Here is a 21,220-nt window from a genome sequence, read left to right on the forward strand (position 1 = left end):
CTGCCGCGACGGTGACTGCATCGCACGCGGCGAATCATGACTGACATCGCGAAGCTGACCGGACAGTTGCCATTCGAACTGGCACAGGAATTCGGTGTGGTTCCAGTGGCTGATGAAGGCAATGCCATCGCGGTCGCGACAGCGCCGCATATGACCGTGGCGTCGCTATCGGCGGTCCGCCAGCGCCTCGGTCGGCCGTTGCGGGCGCAGTCTGTCTCCGCCGAAGAGTTTCGTTCGCTGCTGACGAGCGCTTATTCACGCGCCGCACGACCGGCGCCAGCCACAGACAGCGCATCTGCGATCGCTCGGTCGTCCCCTGAGCGTGATGAGCAGGATTTGCTGGCCAGCGCCGCACTGACGGATGACGCACCGGCGGTACGCATCGTCAGCGAGCTGCTGCGCGATGCACTGGCAGCGGCGGCTTCCGACATTCACCTTGATGCCACCGATCGGGGAGGACGCGTGCGTTTCCGGGTCGATGGCGTATTGGCCGACGTGCGCGAAACCGATGCTGCGACGCACGCCGCACTGGTCGCCCGTTGCAAGGTGATGGCGGCTCTGGATATTGCCGAGCGCCGATTGCCGCAGGACGGCCGACTGCAGGTGACCATCGCCGGCCACCGCGTTGACGTGCGCATCGCGACCTTGCCGACGCAGCATGGCGAGCGGGTGGTGCTGCGCCTGCTCGATACGAGCGCTGCCCGGCTGGACCTCGCTGCGCTCGGCTTGCAACCTCGGGTGCTGGAAGCGCTGCGCAGCGCTGTACGCATGCCACATGGGCTGGTGCTGGTCACCGGGCCGACTGGATCGGGCAAGACCACCACGTTGTATGCCGCGGTGAGCGAGCTGGATCGCGAACGGCTCAACGTGGTGAGCGTGGAGGACCCGGTGGAATATGCGCTCGACCGTGTGGCGCAAACCCAGGTCAATCCACGAATCGAACTCAGTTTTGCGCGGGCGTTGCGCTCCATCCTTCGCCACGATCCCGACGTGATTATCGTCGGTGAAATCCGCGACCGTGAGACCGCTGAAATCGCCATTCAGGCCAGCCTGACCGGGCATCTGGTGCTCGCGTCGCTGCACACCAATACGGCAGGGGCCGCCATCACGCGGCTGACCGATATGGGCGTTGAGCCTTATCTGATTGCGTCCTCGCTACGCGGCGTGCTGGCGCAGCGCCTGGTGCGCAAGTTGTGTGTCGCCTGTCGCAAGGTGCACGCGGTTGCGGCCGATGAAGCGGCGCTACTGACCGCCCACGGTATCGGCGGCGCGGTTGGACTCGTACAGCTCTGGTCTGCCGACGGCTGCAATGTGTGCGGTGGCAGCGGGTACCGTGGGCGCATGGGCCTGTATCGCTGGTTGCCAGCGGGCGCTGAGGTTACCAACGCCATTCACAACCGCAAGGCCGATACCGACATTGAGAACATTGCCATTGATGCCGGGTGGCCCACGCTGGCGGCGGACGCGGCACCGGCGCTTGCCGACGGCAGTACGTCACTGGCGGAGGTGTTACGCGTGGTGACGTTGTGAGACCCTTTGCCGTGCTTCACTGCAGTGTCCGGAACGTCTAGCCATGCGCTTTGCGTTTGAGGCAGTCGATGCTGACGGTCGTCGCGAGCACGGCGAACTTGCTGCGGCGGACGAACGCGCAGCGCTGAAAGCGCTGGCGGCCCGCAGGTTGACTGCCCTCAGTCTGGTGCCAAAGGCGGATGCGCCGGCGGTTGACGCTAACGGCCGCATCAGCAGCGCTGACCGGGCACTCGCCGTGCGTCAACTTTCCGGGTTGATTGACGGCGGCGTGACTTTACCTGCTGCGTTGCAGTCGGTGGCTCAAAGCAGCGCGCAGCCGACCGTAGCCGCAGAACTGCGCGCGGTGCACGCAGCCCTTGACGGCGGCGAGCCGCTGGTATCGGCGTTCGGAAAAGCGTCAAAGTTGCTGCCACTGGTCGAACGCCAGGTGGTCGTGGCGGGTGCGGAGGCGGGTGATCTGGCAAGGGTGCTGGCGCGGCTCGCCGACTATCTGGAAGAACGCGATGCGCTGCGCGGCAAGCTGGTCGGCGCGATGGTCTATCCGGCGGTAGTGGGCGTCGTGGCGCTTGCTGTGATTGTGGCGCTGCTGGTATTTGTCATGCCGCAAATCGTTGCCGCCTTCGCGCAAACCAAACAGCAGCTTCCCTGGTTGACCCGCAGCTTGCTTCTGGTGGCCACCGGACTGCGCCAGTACGGAATCTGGTTGATCGCGCTGTTGCTGGCGGCATCGGTGTTCGCGCTCTGGTCGTTGCGTGGCCCGTTACGCCAGCGTGGGCTGGCCCTGTTGCAACGTCTGCCGCTACTCGGGCCACTGGCTCAGAGCGCCGACGAGGTGCGCGTACTGACGACGCTGGCGATGCTGGTGGAGAGCGCTGTGCCACTGCCGAGGGCGATGGTTGCGGCAGCGACCACAGCCCGTTTTGCATCAAACGCAACGCGGCTTGACGCCGCGCGCAACCTGATCGAGCGCGGCAGCGCGGTAACCACGGCATTTACCGAGGCGCAGGCGCTCGACGGCATGTCGCTGGAGCTGCTGCGGCATGGTGAAGCCGTCGGTGGTGTGGCTGCGGCATTTGCCAAAGCTGCCCACCTCAAGCGGCAGGGGCTGGAACGCCGTTTGCAATGGTTTGCCACACTGGTGGAACCGGTGATGATCCTGGTGCTGGGCGGCGTCGTACTGCTGCTGGTGCTGGCCGTAATGCTGCCGATCGTGACGCTCAACTCAGCCGTGCGCTGATAGCCCCTGCGTGCGGCTACTCCAGCCGCTGCTCGTCGCGGTAGAAGCGGTAGAAAAGCTTGTCGTTCTTGAATGGATGCTCATCGAGCACATGGTGCGCCAGCGACACATCGAGCAGGCGCTGACCGCAGCTCATCGCCTGATTGAGCGTGTAGTTCTGCACCAGCATCCAGTCCACCGCCTCGCTGCCCACGAAGCAACTGGCATAGGCGGTGCCGCGAGACGTGCGGTCGGCGACGCTGAAACCGGCGTCACTGCGCACCAGTGAATAAAAGCGGTCCAGCGTCCAGCGCGGCGGCAACTGCGCAACGCGGAAGTAATAGTTGCCATAGTCAAAGATCTGTTCGCGCGCCACATGATAGATCAGCCCCGCCGCCTGTAGCGCCAGGCCAATGGCAATGGCCTTCTCCCGGTCGATTCGCAGGGCACGTTCAAGCCAGACGATGCTTTCGCTGGCCACGAAGCATTCCGGGTAGACGCGCAGCAAATAGCTGCGGTCAGCGATGTTGACACCGCCGGAGCGTTGCATGCGAAAGGCGAGGGCCGCGAGGTCGATGCCATCGGCCTCGGCGGCGGCGATGACGCGAGCCTGCGCGCCGCCGCTGGTGGTCTGCGCAGCGGCCCGCACGTAGGGGGTGATGCGGCGCATGGCGGCGTCAACCGTATCGCGGTCGCCGATCAGTTCGTTGAGCAGCCGCTCGCCAGTCATGTTCCAGCGCCAGGGGTTGATCTGGGCGACGGCGTAGTCGGCTCCCGCTTCGCGGGCCCATTCGACGATGACGTCATCGACCCAGTGCGTTGCCGATGCAATCACACCAATCTTCGCATCAGGCAAGGTCTGGCGTACCCGCGTGCACGCATTGGCGAGACGGATACCGCGCGCAGCAAGGGCAGCGAGGTCGAGCACAACGGCAACCGGGAGCCCGTTGGTGCCCTTGTTGAGTTTGCGTTGCAGGTCGGCCGCATCGTCGAAGGCATCAAGCACTCCTTTCAGCGCGTCGGCGCTCGCGCGCATGAGCGCGAGCGTGACAGGGTCGTTGCAAAGGAGGAGGATCTTGAGCATCGCGTGGTCCGGTACTTTTGTCTTGTTGCCGCGCGCAGATAGCCTTCGAGGGGCAAGCCTGAGTCGCGGCGGCGGTATCGCCCTTACAACGTGCGCGCCGCTTCTGCGGTACAAATACTATTCGATTGTTTTCCGCTTTGTCACTCCCATGCTGCTGCGCAACGCCACCGACGACGATCTGATTGCCATCCAGTCGATCTATGCACATTGGGTGACCCACGGTACCGGCAGCTTCGAGCTCGAGCCGCCAACGGTTGACGAGATTGCGAAACGGCGTGCCGATGTGCTGGCAAAGGGTTTGCCCTATATGGTGGCAGAGGACGCCGGCCGCGTCGTCGGGTACGCCTATGCCAACTGGTTTCGGCCACGTCCGGCCTATCGTTTCACCGTTGAAAATTCCGTGTACGTTGACAAGGGCTCGCACCGTGGCGGCATTGCCCGCTTGCTGATGGCGGAGTTGTTGACCCGTTGCGAAGCGGCGGGTGCCCGGCAAATGGTTGCGGTCATCGGTGACTCGGCCAATACCGGATCGATTGGCCTGCACACCGCGATGGGCTTCGAACACATCGGCACGCTGCGCTCAACCGGCTGGAAGTTTGGCCGCTGGCTGGACACCGTTTTCATGCAGCGTTCGCTGGGTCTGGGTGACGGCACGGCGCCCGCGCAGGGGGCCGCATGACGTGCGGGCACACGGCCGCCCGGCTCGGCAGACGAACACCGAATACGAACATTCTTAGGCGTCTGGCTGCACTGACACTGCTCGCGCTGTGTAGCACGCATGCCGGACTCGCGGCTGCGCAGAATCAGGCACCCGAAGCTGCGACCGGACGTAGCGCGAAGCAGGGCCTGAGCTTCCGGCATCAGGGTGTTGCTGCGGCCAACCCGCTGGCGGTCGAGGCCGGTTACGCGATGCTGCGGCAGGGTGGCAGCGCGATCGACGCGGCGATCGCCACACAATTGGTGCTCGGGCTGGTCGAGCCGCAGAGCTCCGGCCTCGGCGGCGGTGCCTTCATCGTCCTGCACGACGTCAAAACTGGCCGTACCCGCAGCTACGATGGTCGCGAGACGGCGCCGGCCGCAGCGAAGCCGGAACGCTTCATCGGTAGCGACGGGTTGCCACTCAAGTTCTATGACGCCGTGGTGGGCGGTCGTGCCGTCGGCGTGCCCGGCACCGTCGCGCTGCTCGCCGAGACGCATCGCAAGCATGGTCGTCTGCCGTGGCGCCAGTTGTTCGAGCCCGCCGTTGCGCTGGCAGAGCAGGGCTTTCCGGTCAGCCCCAGGCTGAACATGCAGTTGAAGGGCGAGCGCTTTCTGAAGCTCGACCCGGCGTCGCGCGCCTACTTCTATGCACCTGACGGTGAACCCTGGCCGGTTGGTTATGCGCTCAAGAACCCGGAATACGCCGCCACGCTGAAAGCCATTCGCGATGGCGGTGCCAAGGCGTTCTACGATGGCGACATTGCGGCGGACATCGTGCGTGTTGCTCGCGCGCAAGCGAGCGCAAGCGATCTCACCGAGGCGGACTTCAGTGCCTATCGCGTGTTCGAGCGCGACCCGGTGTGCGCACCCTATCGTGGGCTGCGCGTTTGCGGCATGCCGCCGCCGTCTTCGGGCGGTATCGCGGTGGCGCAAATACTGTCATTGGTCGAGCGCTTCCCGCTGGCTGCCTGGGGGCCAAACGCCCCCGACAGCCTGCATGTGTTTGCCGAGGCGGGACGGCTCGCCTTCGCTGATCGCAACCGCTATCTGGCCGACCCGGACTTCGTGGCAATTCCGCGCGGCATGCTGGACGCGGCGTACCTCAAGTTACGTGGCAGCCAGATCGACCTTTCGCGCAGCATGAAGCGCGCCGAGGCGGGCACGCCGCCTGGCAGCAAGGTTGCGCTGGCGCCCGATGCAACCATCGAAGCGTCGGGCACCTCGCACATTTCGGTCGTGGATCGTTACGGCAATGCGGTGGCGATGACCACCACGATTGAGGACCAGTTTGGTGCGCGCGTGATGGTGCGCGGCTTTCTGCTCAACAACGAGCTGACCGATTTTTCGTTCGTGCCGCAAGAGGGCGGGCAACTCGTCGCCAATCGTATCGAAGCAGGCAAGCGGCCGCGCTCGTCGATCGCGCCGACCATCGTCTATGACCGCCAGAACAAACCACTGATCGTGACCGGCTCGCCGGGGGGCAGCGCCATCATCAACTACGTCGCCAAGAGCATCGTGGCGCTGGTTGACTGGGGGCTCACGCCGCAGCAGGCGGCCGATCTGCCGAACTTCGGCTCGCGCAACGGCCCGACCGAGATTGAGCGCGGCACGGCGCTGGAGGCGCTGAAGCCGGAGCTCGAAAGACGTGGCCACACGTTCAGCGTGATCGACTTCACCAGCGGCCTGCATATCCTGCAGCGGACTGATGGCAGGGCTGGGCGGCAATGGCGCGGTGGCGCGGACCCGCGTCGCGAAGGGATTGTGCTGGGCGATTGACGTGAGCAGGGGAAGCGCTCTGCTGCTGACGTACCGTCTGCCGTTGCCTTGGCATCACACAAATTTCGCTAACGGCTTTTAGGTGAAAAGCCCATTCGAATTGGGCTCAAACGGTGAAAAGGTGCAAAGTCGACTTTGCGCTTTTTTCGCTGTCATGCCTTAATCAGCAGACGTTTCAACGAAAAGATACTGCTACCGGGTGACACGCGGATCGCGGCGATAGCGGTGCAACTGGTGCAACAGACGCAGCACAAGGTAACGCACTGTAACGCCGCAAACCTTGCTGCAATCCGGTTGGCGACGCCACAATCCACGATCAGACGTGACGGGAATGCGAGGGGAACGCCATGAACTGCGAGCAGCCATTGCTGCGCCGAGCGGTCGTACGGGCAGGTTGCGCTGTCGCCGCGGTGGCGACGTTTGCCGCGCACGCCGCCTACACCATCACCGGTGACCCTGGCCCGGCGCCGGTAAACGCGACGACGCCGAATGCCGACTACGCGCAGCTCGACGCGATCATGACGCAGTTCATGCTGAACGCCAACGTGCCCAACGCCCAACTCGCGGTGGGCCACGGCGGCCGCATCGTGTTCGTGCGTGGATACACTGCCAGCACCACCGAGCGGCCGTTGCAGACGATTACAGCCACTGTCAACATGGTGTCGCGAACGTACAACGAACCGGCGTACCAGACCACCCAGCCGAACAGCCGTTTCCGCATGGCCAGCCTGTCCAAGCTGGTCACTGGCCTTGCCATCCAGCAACTAGTGCTTGATGGCAAGCTGGCGATGAGCGATTCCGCCTATGCGATCCTGCGCGAAGACGCGTCCACGACGGCGTTCGCGGGCGCCCCGGCGGATGCGAACATGCTCAACGTCACCGTCAAGCAGCTAGTCAACCATGAGGCCGGGTTCGCACGTGGCGCCCCACTGTCCACGCCCTCAGGGCAGCCGCAGGACATCATCGACTACGCCGATCCGCCCGGTACCGTGAAACCCTGGCCCTATCCGTACAACGTGGCGACCTTTCAGGAGTGGGTCAAGACCTGCAAACGGCACATCGAAATCGACCTGCCGCGCCGCAAGCTGCACTATGTGCCGGGCAGCCCGCCGCTGCAGGGTGGCAGCTACTACCAGTACTACACCAACATCGCTTACTGCTGGGCCGAGCGCGTCATTGAAATCCGCTCTGGCATGAGCTACGAGGACTACGTGCTCAACAAAGTGCTGCGCCCACTCGGTATCGACAAGCCGCGGCTGGCGCAGAGCGACAACATGGCGCGCTGGTATGCCGGCGACAGCGCCAACGCCGAGATCAACGCCTATTACGACCAGCCGATCGCGAGCAACCCGGCTGCCACGCTCTATTCCAACTGGTGCGCGCTATATGAAGGCACGCCCTCACCGCCGGGCTGTGTGGGCCCGCGGCCGAACAACTATCGCGCCCACGACTACGGCGGTGCGGGCGGCTGGGTGTTTTCCGCGCAGGAGTATCTGCGCATGCTGCAAAGCGCCAAGCTCCGGTTGCGTGCGCCCCATCTGCTGGATTTTCCCGCGAGCAATGTCAGCGGCTCCGATTCGCTGTTCGAGGGCCCGACGCTGTCGAGCGGAACCAGTGGTGCCAACAACTTCAGCTACCGCTACAGCTATGGCGCCGGCGTGACCGAGTGGCGGGTGACGGCGACCAATCAACTGCTCGGCTACTTCGTTGGTCACACCGGCAGTTTGCCCGGTACGCGTTCGTTTTATCAGCTCGACGACGTCACGCCGATGCACTGGACCGTGGTGCTCAACACCAGCCCGGACTGGGACTACGGCTCGTGCAGCAGCGCGACCAGCGTACCAGCGGCGACCAAATACTGGTGCCTGTTGCAAGGCAATCGCGTCAGCGAAAACAACGGCGCGACCCTGACCAACCCGAGCACCAGCAACTCCATCTTTACCCAGATGCGGGCAATTTACGGCAACACGGCGAAGCGCGCGCAACTTGAAGCCGCGGCTGATCTGTGGAGCGACCAGATCGCCTTGCCCTGCAATCTCGATGTCAATGGCGCTGGCAACGGCACACGCAATGGTGTCGCCGATGGGTTGATGATCCTGCGGGCCATGCAGGGCAATCGCGGCGCCGGGATTGCGACAAGTACAGTTGGCGCGACCTCGTCGGCCACCACCACCTACGACCGTGCCGAAAAGAACGCCCGTGATCTCATCACCACCAAAGTCGTCGACATCGATGGCGACGGCGTGGTTGATCCTGCGGTGGACGGCGTGCTGTTGCTGCGCACGCTGTTGGGCGCACGCAATACCTCAGTGACTAATGGCCTGACCATTGCCGGGCCACGCAACGACTGGACCTCAATCCGCAACTACCTGAACACACGATGCGGCGCAGCGTTACCATGACGCTGACATGATGTGAGGGACGCTTGCGACACTCGCGGTCAGGGCGCCAAAACTCAGCACAAACCCTACCCACGCTGGTTGGAATTTTCCCGCACCGTTAAGAGGCATTTCCGCTAAAAACAAGTCTGCGCAAACGGTCGCGTTTGCATCAGTTGTTTATTGGGGGTAATACATGTTGTACCGGAGACATCCAGCCAGCGCTGGTCGTAGTTTGCTGGGCGCCAGCGCCGTCATAGCAGGCACCTTTGCCGCATTCGCGGCCAGCGCCGCCACCATCACCGTCAACAGTCTGCTTGATGACGTCTACGTCAATGCAACGGGCTCGACCTTCTCGGACGCGGCCTACACGACACCAGTGAGCCCGGCGTATTGCACGCTGCGGATGGCGCTGGCGGCAGCCAACCTGGACGTTGCTGTTGGTGGGTGCGTTGCGGGTAGTGGCACCGACACCATCAACATTACGCCGACTGGCACGATCCTGGTGTCGCAAGTTGCAATGGAGCCTGTAGGTGTTTTCACCGGCACCAAGACCTGGCTGCTTTATGCCGCTGGCAACGTCACCATCAATGGGCCCGGTCGCGACCAGCTCATCGTCAACGGTGGCGGCCTGTCGCCCGGTGCGGCGGGAATGCGCACGTTGCTGGTCAGCAACAACGACGCTGCGGTTGACGCGCCCGCGACGATCAGCAATCTCACGTTTCGCGAGGGGCGGGCCGTCGGTTCCATCGCCGCGTCGGGCGGCTCGGCTGGCGCCTGCGTGTTCAGCCGCGAGTCCCTGACTGCGAGTTCAGTCGCATTTATCAACTGTGAGGCAGCGGGCGTTGGCAACGGCGTCAGCAACTTCGGCACCAACGGCGGCGCATTTGCTGGCGGCGCGACGCTGCCTACCGATGCGCGGCCGAATTTCATCTTCACGGATGTGCAGTTCACCGGCAACCGTACCGTACATGGCACGGCTGCCGCGGCCTCCACCTCCGCTGCCGGTGCAGCGTCGTTCGGCAATAACTCGAATCTGTTTGTCGGCAATGTCACGCTGACCAACGTCCAGTTCGTCGGCAACTCTGCCGAAAATGTCGGGGCGCTGCGGATTTCCGGCGGCAACAACGCGTCGCTGCAAAACGTCTCGTTTGTTTCCAACAGCGCGACGACCGGCTCCGACGGTGCATTCACCATCAATGCAATGGCCGGTTCAGTCACGCTGTCTGGTGGCGGTGCCATTGGCAACACCGCACTGTTGCGTCGCGGCGGCGGCCAGATTTCCACGGTCGGCGCGACTTTGCCGTCCGGTCCGGTGGTGCAGATCACCGACTGGTCGTTTGTTGGCAATGCCGCGCAGACGCAGGATATCGGTGGCCTCAGCATCCTCACCGACACCTTCGACGCCAACGGCAATTGCCTCTTTGGACAACTGCGGGACGTGACGCTCACCAACGTCTACTTCGAGCGAAATATCGCGTCACAGTCGCGCGGCGGTTTGCGTATCGGCTGCTCGGCAAACGTCACGATGACTGGCGTCGAGTTCATTTTCAACGAAGTCGCAGGCAACAGCACGGCGAGCAGTGGTGGGCAAAGCGCCGCGTTGATTCACGATGTGGCCAACGTCACCATGACCAACACCCGCATCATCGGCAACCGCACCTACGCGGGCACCACCGCGGGGGGCTACGGCGTGTTCACTGTGATCGGTGCGCCGTCGTCGTCGTCGGTGCCATCCAGCTGGCCGCTCTCGCACAGTCTGACGGCGACCGGCCTGGTGGTGAAGGACAACTGGGCTGAACGCAACGAGGCCGGCCTTTCGCTGCGCCCGAATGGTGCCGGGCGCAACTACCTGATTGCGGATGGTGCATTCATCGGCAACCGCGCAAACGCCATCGCCAGCCTGCTGCTTGACGCCACCGGCAATTACACCGTGCGCAACAGCACGTTCTCGCTCAACGAGAACATTGGCAACAATGGCTCGACGGTTGTGGTCAATCTGCACGCCGGCAGCGGCAGCAATTCGGTCAATTTTGTTAACAACACGATTGCCCGCAACCAGGCAGGCGTGAATGATGACGGCTCACAGTTCAGCGTTGGCGCGTGGGTTCCTGGCTCCGCGGCGACGCCCACCCCGAACGGCAGCGTGGCAATCGTCAACAACATCATTGGCGCGGCGGTTTCCGGCAGCCTTGCCGGCAACATGATCTTCGCGCCCACCGGGCCTGGTTACAACTACGCGGTGTCGAACACGCTGTTTGAAAGCGCTGCGATCCCGAACAGCTTCTGCAGCGGCGCCGGCATGAAGTGCGGCGTCGATGCCAAGCTTGATGGTCTCGCCTTCAATGGCGGCAGCATGCAGTACGCCTATACCCATCGTCTGCTGCCCGGCAGCCCGGCGCTGGACGCGGGTGACAACGCCGCTGCTGCGGCCATGACGCTTGACCAGCGCGGCACCGGCTTCCCGCGTGTAGTGAACGGCACGGTTGATATGGGCGCTCTGGAGTCCGTCGTGCTGACTGCGCCGTTGCCGTGCAAACTGGACATGGACGGCGACAACCAGGTGCGTGCCAACAAGGAAGGCCTGGTGCTGTTGCGTTCCATGCTCGGCTTCTCGGGCGCCGCCGTCGTCAACGGCACCGGCATCAGTCAGGGGCAATGGGATACGGTTCGCAACAACCTGAATGCAAACTGCGGCACCAGCTTCACGCCGTAGCGCAACCATCCGGAACAGCGCTGTGATGCAACAAGAGATACGGCTTTTCGCAGAAAAAAGCCGCTGTAATAGGGCTCACAGCGCGTTTTTGCCAAGATCGACTTTTTCATTTTCCGGCTCTGAGCCCTTTACTGGCGGCGGTTGCGGAGCAAAGTTGGCTAAGGGGCGATGAGCCATTTCGAACTTTGTCCGCTATCTGGATGAATGAAAAGGACGCAAGGGTGTCTGGTCTGGGGAGGATCACGGGTGTTGCTTATGCTTCATGACGACGGCATAATCGTGGCGCCATTCCTCGATGGACCAGAAATGATTTATTTATGTCGATCTGACCGCTTTTGCAGTTGAAATACGTCTATCGACTTTGTGGCGACAAACGCGCATACGGAAATCGTTGCGAGCGAGAGGCGCTTCAAATTCTTCACAATTCACGTTAGCTTGTGTAGCATGGCATTGATTAGGGGCCTCAACATGCATATGAAGACAATTCGCTCGGTTATGTTTTCCGGATTGGTCGGCTTGACCGTCGTCGCGGCAATGTCCGCGCAGGCGTTGCAAACGGTCGATCCCAAGCTGTCGCTAGCCGGCGCCAGCATCAATGGTTCGACGCAGGCCGTGCCGGCTGGCACCACCTTTACGGTGTACGGCGTCTACAGTGACGATTCCACCAACCCGGAAAGCGGTTTGGGCCTCAAGGTCAAGTACAACGGTACTCACCTGACTGGCGTCACCATCAGCGAGGAATACACCAAGTGCCGCATCGCGGTGGCCGACGTGCAAAACCCCACCACCGCCACTGCCCAGGCAGTGATGGGCTGGATCGACACCGCCATTCGCCCCAACGGTGTGGTCGGCTCCGCCACTGGTGCTGTGGGTTGGCCGGATCTCGCCGATCTCGCATCTGGCGGTTGCCTCAACCCCGGCAGCATCAACACCGACACTGCGGCCGCATCCGCCACTAGCCTCAAGCTCTTCAAGATGACTGGCACCATGGCAGCAGGCTGCACATCCGCAGCAGCGTGCACGTCCACCGTCACTTTCGACAGCGAAGGCAATTATTCGTACGCCAACGCGGGCGCCGGGTTCACCAACAAGTCTTTCACCATCACCGGTGCAGCGGCGCCGACGCAGGCACTGGCCGCAACGCCGTATGTGTCGCGCAAGACGCATGGCGCAGCCGGTACGTTTGACATCACGATCGATCCGGCAGGGTCGGCAACGGCTGGTCAATCGGTGACGGTTGAGCCGCGCCAGGCGCAATCGGGTGCCCATCAGATCGTCATCGCGTTCACGTCCGCCGTGTCGTCTGCGCAGTTCCCCACGGTTACTGCAGCTGCTGGCGTAACGAGCCTGCCGGTCGCCACAGCGTTTAACGGCAATGAAATGACCGTCACTATCGGCAGTGCGGGTACGCCAGTGCCGAATGGATCGCGCGTCACTGTGAGCGCCACGGGTGTCGGCACGGCTGCCGGTGTTAATCCGAGTGTAGTGGTCGGGTTCCTCGTCGGCGACGTGAGCAACAACCGAACCGTCAATTCCACAGATGTCGGAACCGTAAAAGGGCAGTCGGGTGTTGCGGTCACGTCTTCAAACTTCAAGAGTGATCTGAGCGCGAACGGCGCGATCAACTCTACTGACGTCGGCCTCGTCAAGGGCGCGTCTGGTACATCGATTAACTAGTGTTAGGGAACAAGTCAATGAAATTCGCGTACCTGCTCAAACGGGCGGCATTTGCGGTTGGGGGGCTCTCTCTCGGCCTCGTGCTCGCACCAGCGCACGCCGCAACGACCTTTTCACTGTCGAGCGGCTCGGTCTGTGGTGGACCAACATCGGCATCATTCACGCCGGGGGTGGGCAACATCACTGTGTCTCTGTGTGCGACGACAGGCGCAGGAGAACCGTTTTGCGGCGCATCAATTAAGTTGCTTTCGGCTGTTGGCCAAGGCGGCTTGTTCAACATCACGAACCGTACGCTGGGCCCTGCACTGCCAGACGCTACTACTGCGTCGCCGACGTACCCGATCGCGATCAGTAATCCGGCTGCGGGCCCCGATCTTGGAGGCACGCCCAATGGCACTGCCTCTACAGCTGGCGGCCTGACTACTTTGCTCGCAACCTTTACGATTACGCCGCCGGCATCCGCACCGTTGGCGTCCTATGTGATCACGACGGATGCCTTCACGAGCTTGAGCACGCCGAGTCCCGACTGCACGACCCCAGGGGATCCGGTGGGTGTTCCTACTCAAGCCTCGTTCACGTTGAATAAAATTGTGACGCCCGCCACTGCGGTCTTTACCATCTCGGGTCCGGTCAACGTGACTGAAGGTGGCGCAACTGCCAATGCAGTTGTAACCTGCACGGGCGCTCTTGATGGCAACAACACAGCGATAACGGTGCCGTTCACGACCACCAACGCTTTGAATAACTTCACGACCAGCGCCTCGCCGGTAACCTTCACAGCCTGCGCAGGCGCAACGCAAAACATCGTTGTGACACCGCGTGGTGATGACGCGACTGTTCAAGGTCCGGTGTCCGGCACGATCGTATTGGGCACGCCTTCAGCAGGTTCGCTCGGCGCCACGACGACAGCAACGGTTAACGTCGCTGATAACGATACTCTCCCGGTGTTTGGTCTGGTCAAGGCCGGTGCCTGCGCGGAGCCGACGACATCCTGCACGTTTACGGTTGTCCGGGAAAGCGGTATTACCAACAACACTGCCGTTGGTTTCACCATCAGCGGTACGGCGACTCGCGGTACGGATTACACGCTCAATGACAGCAACTGCGGCGGCCCGGTAATTGCCGGCAACTCGATCACGCACACGCAGGCGGCTCCGTCTGGAGGCTTCACAATTGCTGTTTGCCCGATTGATGACACCGCTGTCGAAGGCGCTGAAACCGTCGTCATGACGCTCAACACTGGCGCCGGTTACACACTCGGCGCAGTGGCGACACAAACGCAGAGCATCGCTGATGACGACAGCCCGCAAGTGGTTACCCTCGCAGTGAACGGTCCGGTATCGGAAGCTGGTGGTGTGTTGACCTACACCTTCACCCGCTCCGGTGGCAGCGCCGCTGCCCAGGCCGCAACGCTGACGGTGAACACCACGGCGCCGGCAACGAGCAGCCGCTACAGCACGACCTGTGGCGCGTCCATCACGTTCGCTGCATCGACGTCAACGGCTACCTGCACGGTAACCGCCATTGACAACGTCGCGGTTGACGGCAACGCTACCGCAACGGTTGCAGTCGCTGCTCCGACGGTTGCTGGGGCATACACCGTGGGTTCGCCTTCGTCGGCAACCGGCACCATCAACGATGATGATGTAGCGGTTAACGCTGTTGCCGGTAACACCGGCTCGGCGGCTTCGATGGGAATCACCGAAGGTGCTGTGGCTCGCTTCAGCGTCAGCTGCCCGACGCTTGCTGCGCCGTTCACGGTGAACTACTCGATCGCTCCGGCAACGCCGGCAACCGGTGACGTGTTCGTTGGCGGTGGCGCGACTGGCTCAGTGACCTGCCCGGCCGCGGCGGCAAGCCTGGTTGCGGTACCGACGACGGTGCAGACGCTTGACGACTCGCTGATCGGCAATGCACGTACCTACACCATGACCATCTCGGTCCCGGCAGTCCCCGGTCCTGCACCTGCAGCCACGGTGATTGGCAACGCGGTAGCAACGGTTGTTGTCGCTGACAATGATCAGCCGACGTCGATCCCGACGATGGGCGCAGCAGGCCTCGGCCTCTTGAGCTTGATGCTCGCCGGCTTGGCTGCCTTCCAGCGCCGTCGCCGCGCCTAAGCCCCGCTAAGCATCGGTACGCGGGCTGGTTGCAGAACCAGCCGTGAACCGCGATAACAAAACCCGCTTCGGCGGGTTTTGTCTTTTCTGGGTATCACGCATGCGGCTTGCGTAGCGGACCATGTAGCAACAGTACGATTGACTCGGCGCTACACTGTGTTCCATGAATACCGCGTGCTGGCTTTCTGCTTCCGATTTGTTCCGTCAGCTGGATGTCGGCGGGGTGACGTCGGCGGAAGCGGTCCACTCGGTGCTGGAACGCATCAGACAGTGCGAACCCAGACTTAACGCGCTCTATCTCGACAAGTCGCAAAGCGCCCGCAGCGCTGCCGATGCGTCGGATGCGCGCTGGGCCGCTGGCAAAGCCTTGAGTCCACTGGACGGTGTTCCAGTCACTCTCAAGGAGAACATTTACACCGTTGGCGATCCGGCGCCGATTGGAACGGCAGCCAACACCACGGAGCCGAAGGCGGTCAACTCACCCGTGGCGGACCGGTTGCGCGAAGCTGGCCTCGTTCTCGTCGGAAAGACGACGATGCCAGACTTCGGCATGCTCTCCAGTGGCCAGTCGAGTTTCCACGGCGTTACCCGCAATCCCTGGCAACCCAGCCGCAATCCCGGTGGCTCCAGCTCGGGCGCCGGTGCGGCCTGCGCGGCCGGCTATGGCCCGTTGCACATTGGTACGGACATTGGTGGCTCAATTCGCCTGCCAGCCAGTTTCTGCGGCATCTTCGGCTTGAAGCCATCGCTCGGCCGTGTCCCGATCAATCCGCCCTACATGGGACGCGTCGCCGGGCCGATGACCCGCACGGTGCTTGATGCGGCATTGCTGATGAACGTGATCGCGCGGCCGGATCCTGATCACCGCGACTTCATGGATCTGCCGACGCAGCCGGTGGACTACGCTGCAGAGCTGGAACGCTTCTCGTTGAAAGGCAAGCGTATTGGCGTGCTGACCGAGATGAAGGTCGGTCGTGAGGTGCAGGCCGATGTCGCCGCAGCGGCGTGGGAGTGCGGGCAGTTGCTCGAACAGCATGGCGCCCGCGTCGAGCCGCTGCAGCCATTCATCACCCGTGACATGCTGGACGGAATCTGCGGCTTCTTTGAGGCACGCAGCCATCTGGACATCTCTCGGCTGCCCGAGGCGACACGCGCAAAAATCCTGCCTTTCATCGTTCGCTGGGCGACGTGGCGTGCAGGCAAATTCTCCGGCGATACGGTCATGGCCTTCTACGCGCAGGTGATGGCGATGCGTGAAGCGACGGTGAAAGCCACCCATGGCTTTGACTTCGTGATCACCCCCACCAGTCCGATTCCTGCGTTTGAGGCCGAGTACTGTTGCCCGGACAACGACCCGGAACGCGCGCTCGAGCACATTGCGTTCACGGTGCCGTACAACATGAGCGAGCAACCCGCCGCATCGATCAACTGGAGCTACTCCACACAGAAGCGTACCGTTGGCCTGCCGATCGGCGTACAGGTCGCCGGGCGTCGCTTTGATGATCTCGGTGTATTACAGCTGTCGCGTGTTATCGAACAGATCCGCCCGGTGCAGCGGCCGTGGCCGGTCCATATCGGATGACCCACGATCCGCAGCGCCGCATCCTGGCCACAATAGTTCATCCATTCGTCTGCAACCAACCACTCTGAGGGGCTCATGAAGATTGCCAAGCTTGTCACCGCGATTGCGCTCGCATCGTCGGCCGTTCTGGCGGTAACGCCGGTGCTCGCACAACAAAAGGTGCTCAAGGTCGCGCCGCACGCCTTCCCGGCCAATCTTGACCCGTTCAACGTGACGGCGTACATCACGCGCAATCACGGCTACATGGTCTACGACACGCTGTTCGCGACTGACGAGAAGGGGGCGATAAAGCCGCAGATGGTGGACAAATGGGTGGTCAGCCCGGATGGCAAGACCTACACCTTCACCTTGCGCGACAAGCTCGAATTCCACGACGGCAAGCCAGTGACGGGCGAGGACTGCGTCGCCTCGATCAAGCGCTGGGGCGCGCGCGACACTTTTGGCCAGAAGCTGATGACCTTCGTCGACAAGATGGAAGTGGTGGACGCCAAGACTTTCCGCATGTTGCTGAAAGAGCCGACTGGTATCGTGCTCGATGCCCTGGGCAAGCCGTCGTCGAACCCGGCCTTCATCATGCCCGCCCGCGTCGCCGCGACCGATCCGTTCAAGGTGATTGACGACTACACCGGTTCCGGCCCCTATGTCTTCAAGAAGGACGAGTACAAGCCCGGTGTGCAGTCCATCTACCTCAAGAACACCAAATACGTGCCGCGCAGTGAGCCGCCGTCCGGTCTCGCGGGTGGCAAGAAGGTGTTTGTTGATCGCATCGAATGGCTCGCGCTGAAGGATGCGCAAACCCAGCTCAACGCCTTGCTCGCCGGCGAGATCGACATGATCGAGCAGCCGGCGTTTGAGCAATACCCGCAACTGCGCAAGGACAACCGCGTCAGCATCGTCGACACCGGTACCGTGAACTACCAGTACGTGATGCGCTTCAACCATCTGGTACCGCCATTCAACAACCCGAAGGTGCGCGAAGCGGCGATGTGGGCGATGAACCAGGAGGCCTTCCTGCGCGCCCAGGTCGGTCCGGAAAACGAAGGCATGTTCTACACCTGCCCGAGCATGTATCCGTGCGGCACGCCGCTGGCAAGCCCGAAGGGCAGCGATTTCATGGTCAAGGGCAACATGGCGAAGGCGCAGCAGCTGCTCAAGGATTCCGGCTACGACGGCAAACCGATTGTCGTGATGCGCCCGACCGATCTGCAGTCAATTCACAAGTTGCCATTGGTGGCCACGCAACTGCTGCGTCAGGCCGGTTTCAAGGTTGATCTGATCACCATGGACTGGGGCTCGCTAGTTGCCCGTCGCTCGAAAAAGGACCCGGCTGATCAGGGCGGCTGGAACATCTTCCTCACCGCCTGGGTAGGCGCCGATATCATGAACCCGCTGACCAGTGCCCCGCTCGGCGGCAATGGTGAAAAGGGCTGGGCGGGCTGGGCGACCGACGCTGAACTCGAAAAATTGCGCGACCAGTATGCGCGTGCCACGACCGAGGCCGACAAGAAACGTATCGCAGAGGCGGTGCAGGTGCGCGCCACGCAAGTGGGCACGCACGCGATCCTTGGCGAATACAAGAATCCCGCAGCAGTTCGCAAGAACATCTCCGGCGTGCTGAAAACGGCCGGCTCAGCGTACTGGAATATCCAGAAGAACTGATTCTTGCGCTAACAGCTTTTTGCTGTAGGCCCCGTCTGATCAGGGCTTGAAGCAGTAAATCGGCAAAAGTCAAGTATTTGCAGAAATACCATCCAAGCCCCGCTCCGGCGGGGCTTTTCACTAAAAGATGCTTATGGATTCCCTGTCGTTCCAATCGGTCCGTGAACTCTCGGCGCTGCTGGTGTCGCGGCAGCTATCGGCCCGTGAACTGCTTGACGCCTGCCTGACACAGATCGACCGCGTCAATCCGGTCGTCAATGCCATCGTCACCCAGGATCGCGAGGGCGCCTACGCCAACGCCGACGCCATCGACGCCCGCCGCGCGCAGGGTTTGCCGACGTCGCCGCTGGCGGGGCTGCCGATCGCGATCAAGGATCTGGAGCCGGTCAAAGGCATGCGCACCACGATGGGTTCGCCGATTTTCAAGGACTGGGTACCGGACTTCGACACCCTCATGATCGAGCGTTTCCGCTCGCACGGGTTGAGCATCCTTGGCAAGACGAACACGCCGGAGTTTGGCCTTGGCAGTCAGACCTTCAACGCCGTTTTCGGCGCCACCAAAAACCCGTGGGACATCACCAAAACCTGCGGTGGCTCATCCGGCGGCGCAGCGGTGGCAGTGTCAACGGGCATGTTGCCGTTCGCCGATGGCTCCGACATGGGCGGCAGTCTGCGCAATCCGGCCAACTTTTGCGGCACCGTGGGCCTGCGCACGTCGCCGGGCCGCGTGCCGACCTATCCTTCGCTCAATCTCTGGGGCACGCTCGGCGTGCTCGGCCCGATCGCGCGTACCGCGGAGGATGCCGCGTGGCTGCTGTCGGTGCAGGCGGGCGACGATCCTCGCGTGGCGCTCGGCCGCTGTGGCGACCCGACAGTCTTTCGCCAGCCGCTGGACCGTGACTTCAAGGGCGTGCGCATCGGCTGGAGCCCGACGCTGGGCGGATTGCCGGTCGAGAAGGGTGTGCGCGATGCGCTTGAAAAGTCACTCAAGCGCTTTGAGGCCATCGGCGCCGTGATCGAGGAGGCTGCGCCGGATCTGTCCATCGCCGATGACGCCTTTCAGGCGCAGCGGGCGTTGCACCTGGTCAATTCACTTGGCGCCCACTATCGGGACAAGCGGCACCTGCTGAAGGACACCGCCGTATGGAATATCGAGCAGGGATTGAAGCTGACTGGCGAACAGATCGCCGCCGCACAGACCGCACAATCGAAATGCTTTGAGCGCATGCAGCGGTTCCTGAGCCGCTACGACTACTTCATCTGCCCGGTCAATCAGGTGCTGCCGTTCGACGTGACGATGCCCTACCCGATGACGATTGACGGTGTGCAGTTGGGCAACTATCTCGAATGGATGAAATCCGCCTGCCGCATCACCATGACTTCGCACCCCGCCGCCAGCGCGCCGGTTGCCTTTGCGGCGAACGGTCTGCCGGTGGGCATGCAGATCGTCGGGCACTATGGCGCGGAGCTCGAAGTGCTGCAACTCGTGCATGCGGTGCAGTTGCCGCTGGCGGAGCGGATGCCGCCGCTGTGAAGCATCTGTTATGCCAGCGTGCTATGCCGCTGTCGTCGGAAATGTCCGTTTTGCCGGTAATCGTGATGTAACTGCTTGAATCAACGGTGGTCGTCAGGTTTGTCTGGCCATTCATCCGCATAATGACAATGATGGAGAGCGGGGCAGGCAATTGAATTCCGTAGCAGTGACGCCGGAGCAGTACCGGGCGCACTATTGGGCGACTGACGCTGAGCAGTGGCGTTTTGCGCTGGTGCTGTTTCTGGTGCCGACGGTACTGTTCGTCTGGTTCGACTACCAGTTGAACGGCACCACCTGGCTCTTCTACGGATTCGTCGCCATGCGCGTAGCCATGGCGAGTTACTCGCTGTTGCTGATCTTCGCGTTGCGACGTTTGCAGAACCGTCGTCTGCTGGAACGACTCCTGTTGCTATGGACGCTCTGCGGCATCACTGTCTTTGCCCTCAACGCGCTTGGCCGACCACCGGAATTCTTTGGCCACTATGTGTTCGAGGTTTTTGCGCTGATGCTGTTTTTCTCGGCGATGCCGATGCAGCCGGGCGCACAACTGGCGGTGGGCATCACCTATCTGGTGGTCGCGTTACCGATCCTCTTTTTCTACAAGCAGCCCCCGACAGCGGTGTACACCAGCAACACGGCTGCCGTGATGCTGCTGACCGTGATTAGCGGCTACCTGATCGCACGACGGATTCGTGACTATCGCGTCGATGCACTGGTCGCGCAGCTCAAGCTTGAGCACCAGGCCCGCACCGACGCGCTCACCGGCATTGCCAACCGTCGGGCGTTCCTCGATGCCGCGCATCAGGAGTTATCGCGAGTCAATCGCAGCGAATCGCCGCTGACCGTGCTGATGCTCGATATCGATCACTTCAAGAAGGTCAACGACCGCTTTGGGCACGATGTCGGCGACGATTTGCTGGCTGAGTTCGCGCGTCGCATCGAGAAAGGCTTGCGCGGCTATGACCAGTTCGCCCGGCTCGGCGGCGAAGAGTTCGCGGTGATGTTGCCGGGCTGCAACCTGGAGCAGGCAGTGGCCACGGCGGAGCGCTTGCGGCACGCCATCAGCGCCGAGCCGTTTGCGGTGCGCGGCAACATCGTACCGATGACGGTGAGCATCGGTGTCGGCATCGTTCGCGAGTTCGAGATGACCATTGACGGCGTGCTGACCCGCGCCGACACGGCGCTCTACGCCGCCAAAGACAACGGTCGTGACCGGGTGGAAGTGGTCGAATAGGGCACCGCGGCGCCG

General features: G+C 62.4%; 13 protein-coding genes. 12 read left to right on the forward strand and 1 reads right to left on the reverse strand.

Features of this window, described 5'->3' with window-relative positions:
* Positions 1–36 precede the first annotated feature (36 nt).
* Both FKL89_RS07520 and FKL89_RS07525 read left to right on the forward strand, forming a co-directional pair.
* Positions 37–1,530 (forward strand): GspE/PulE family protein, encoded by a 1,494-nt coding sequence (locus tag FKL89_RS07520; protein ID WP_156862174.1) that lies wholly within the window; start codon positions 37–39, stop codon positions 1,528–1,530.
* A 43-nt stretch (positions 1,531–1,573) separates the two neighbouring features.
* The gene (locus tag FKL89_RS07525) at positions 1,574–2,767 is read left to right on the forward strand and encodes a type II secretion system F family protein (protein ID WP_156862175.1); all 1,194 of its coding nucleotides are present in this window, start codon (positions 1,574–1,576) and stop codon (positions 2,765–2,767) included.
* 16 nt (positions 2,768–2,783) lie between these two features.
* On the opposite strand, the gene FKL89_RS07530 is transcribed toward FKL89_RS07525, so the two are convergent.
* Entirely contained in the window at positions 2,784–3,830 is a 1,047-nt protein-coding gene (locus tag FKL89_RS07530) for a DEP domain-containing protein (RefSeq protein ID WP_156862176.1), read from the reverse strand.
* A 148-nt stretch (positions 3,831–3,978) separates the two neighbouring features.
* Here FKL89_RS07530 and FKL89_RS07535 point away from each other — a divergent pair, with 148 nt between their 5' ends.
* The 10 genes from FKL89_RS07535 to FKL89_RS07580 all read left to right on the forward strand — a co-directional run bounded on the left by FKL89_RS07535 (position 3,979) and on the right by FKL89_RS07580 (position 21,205).
* Positions 3,979–4,509 (forward strand): GNAT family N-acetyltransferase, encoded by a 531-nt coding sequence (locus tag FKL89_RS07535; RefSeq protein ID WP_156862177.1) that lies wholly within the window; start codon positions 3,979–3,981, stop codon positions 4,507–4,509.
* Positions 4,506–6,305, forward strand: a complete 1,800-nt coding sequence (ggt, locus tag FKL89_RS07540) for a gamma-glutamyltransferase (protein ID WP_156862178.1) — start codon at positions 4,506–4,508, stop codon at positions 6,303–6,305. The genes FKL89_RS07535 and ggt overlap by 4 nt, the downstream gene beginning before the upstream one ends.
* A gap of 347 nt (positions 6,306–6,652) precedes the next feature.
* Entirely contained in the window at positions 6,653–8,707 is a 2,055-nt protein-coding gene (locus tag FKL89_RS07545) for a serine hydrolase domain-containing protein (protein WP_156862179.1), read from the forward strand.
* Between the two features lie 172 nt (positions 8,708–8,879).
* Complete coding sequence (locus FKL89_RS07550; RefSeq protein ID WP_156862180.1) at positions 8,880–11,399, forward strand: choice-of-anchor Q domain-containing protein; 2,520 nt, start codon at positions 8,880–8,882, stop codon at positions 11,397–11,399.
* Positions 11,400–11,894: 495 nt separating this feature from the next.
* Positions 11,895–13,076: a hypothetical protein gene (locus FKL89_RS07555; protein WP_156862181.1), complete on the forward strand. Its 1,182-nt coding sequence runs from the start codon at positions 11,895–11,897 to the stop codon at positions 13,074–13,076.
* Positions 13,077–13,666: 590 nt separating this feature from the next.
* Positions 13,667–15,196, forward strand: coding sequence for an IPTL-CTERM sorting domain-containing protein (locus FKL89_RS07560; protein ID WP_162527436.1), 1,530 nt, complete (start codon positions 13,667–13,669; stop codon positions 15,194–15,196).
* A gap of 163 nt (positions 15,197–15,359) precedes the next feature.
* Positions 15,360–16,778 carry an amidase gene (locus FKL89_RS07565; RefSeq protein WP_156862183.1) on the forward strand — a complete coding sequence of 473 codons (1,419 nt, stop codon included), beginning with the start codon at positions 15,360–15,362 and terminating at the stop codon, positions 16,776–16,778.
* A gap of 75 nt (positions 16,779–16,853) precedes the next feature.
* Positions 16,854–18,437, forward strand: coding sequence for an ABC transporter substrate-binding protein (locus FKL89_RS07570; RefSeq protein WP_156862184.1), 1,584 nt, complete (start codon positions 16,854–16,856; stop codon positions 18,435–18,437).
* 133 nt (positions 18,438–18,570) lie between these two features.
* Positions 18,571–19,971 carry an amidase gene (locus FKL89_RS07575; RefSeq protein ID WP_156862185.1) on the forward strand — a complete coding sequence of 467 codons (1,401 nt, stop codon included), beginning with the start codon at positions 18,571–18,573 and terminating at the stop codon, positions 19,969–19,971.
* A 151-nt stretch (positions 19,972–20,122) separates the two neighbouring features.
* Positions 20,123–21,205, forward strand: a complete 1,083-nt coding sequence (locus tag FKL89_RS07580) for a GGDEF domain-containing protein (protein ID WP_156862186.1) — start codon at positions 20,123–20,125, stop codon at positions 21,203–21,205.
* The last annotated feature ends 15 nt before the right edge of the window (positions 21,206–21,220 follow it).

Source organism: Casimicrobium huifangae, assembly GCF_009746125.1.
In the GTDB taxonomy this organism is placed as follows: domain Bacteria; phylum Pseudomonadota; class Gammaproteobacteria; order Burkholderiales; family Casimicrobiaceae; genus Casimicrobium; species Casimicrobium huifangae.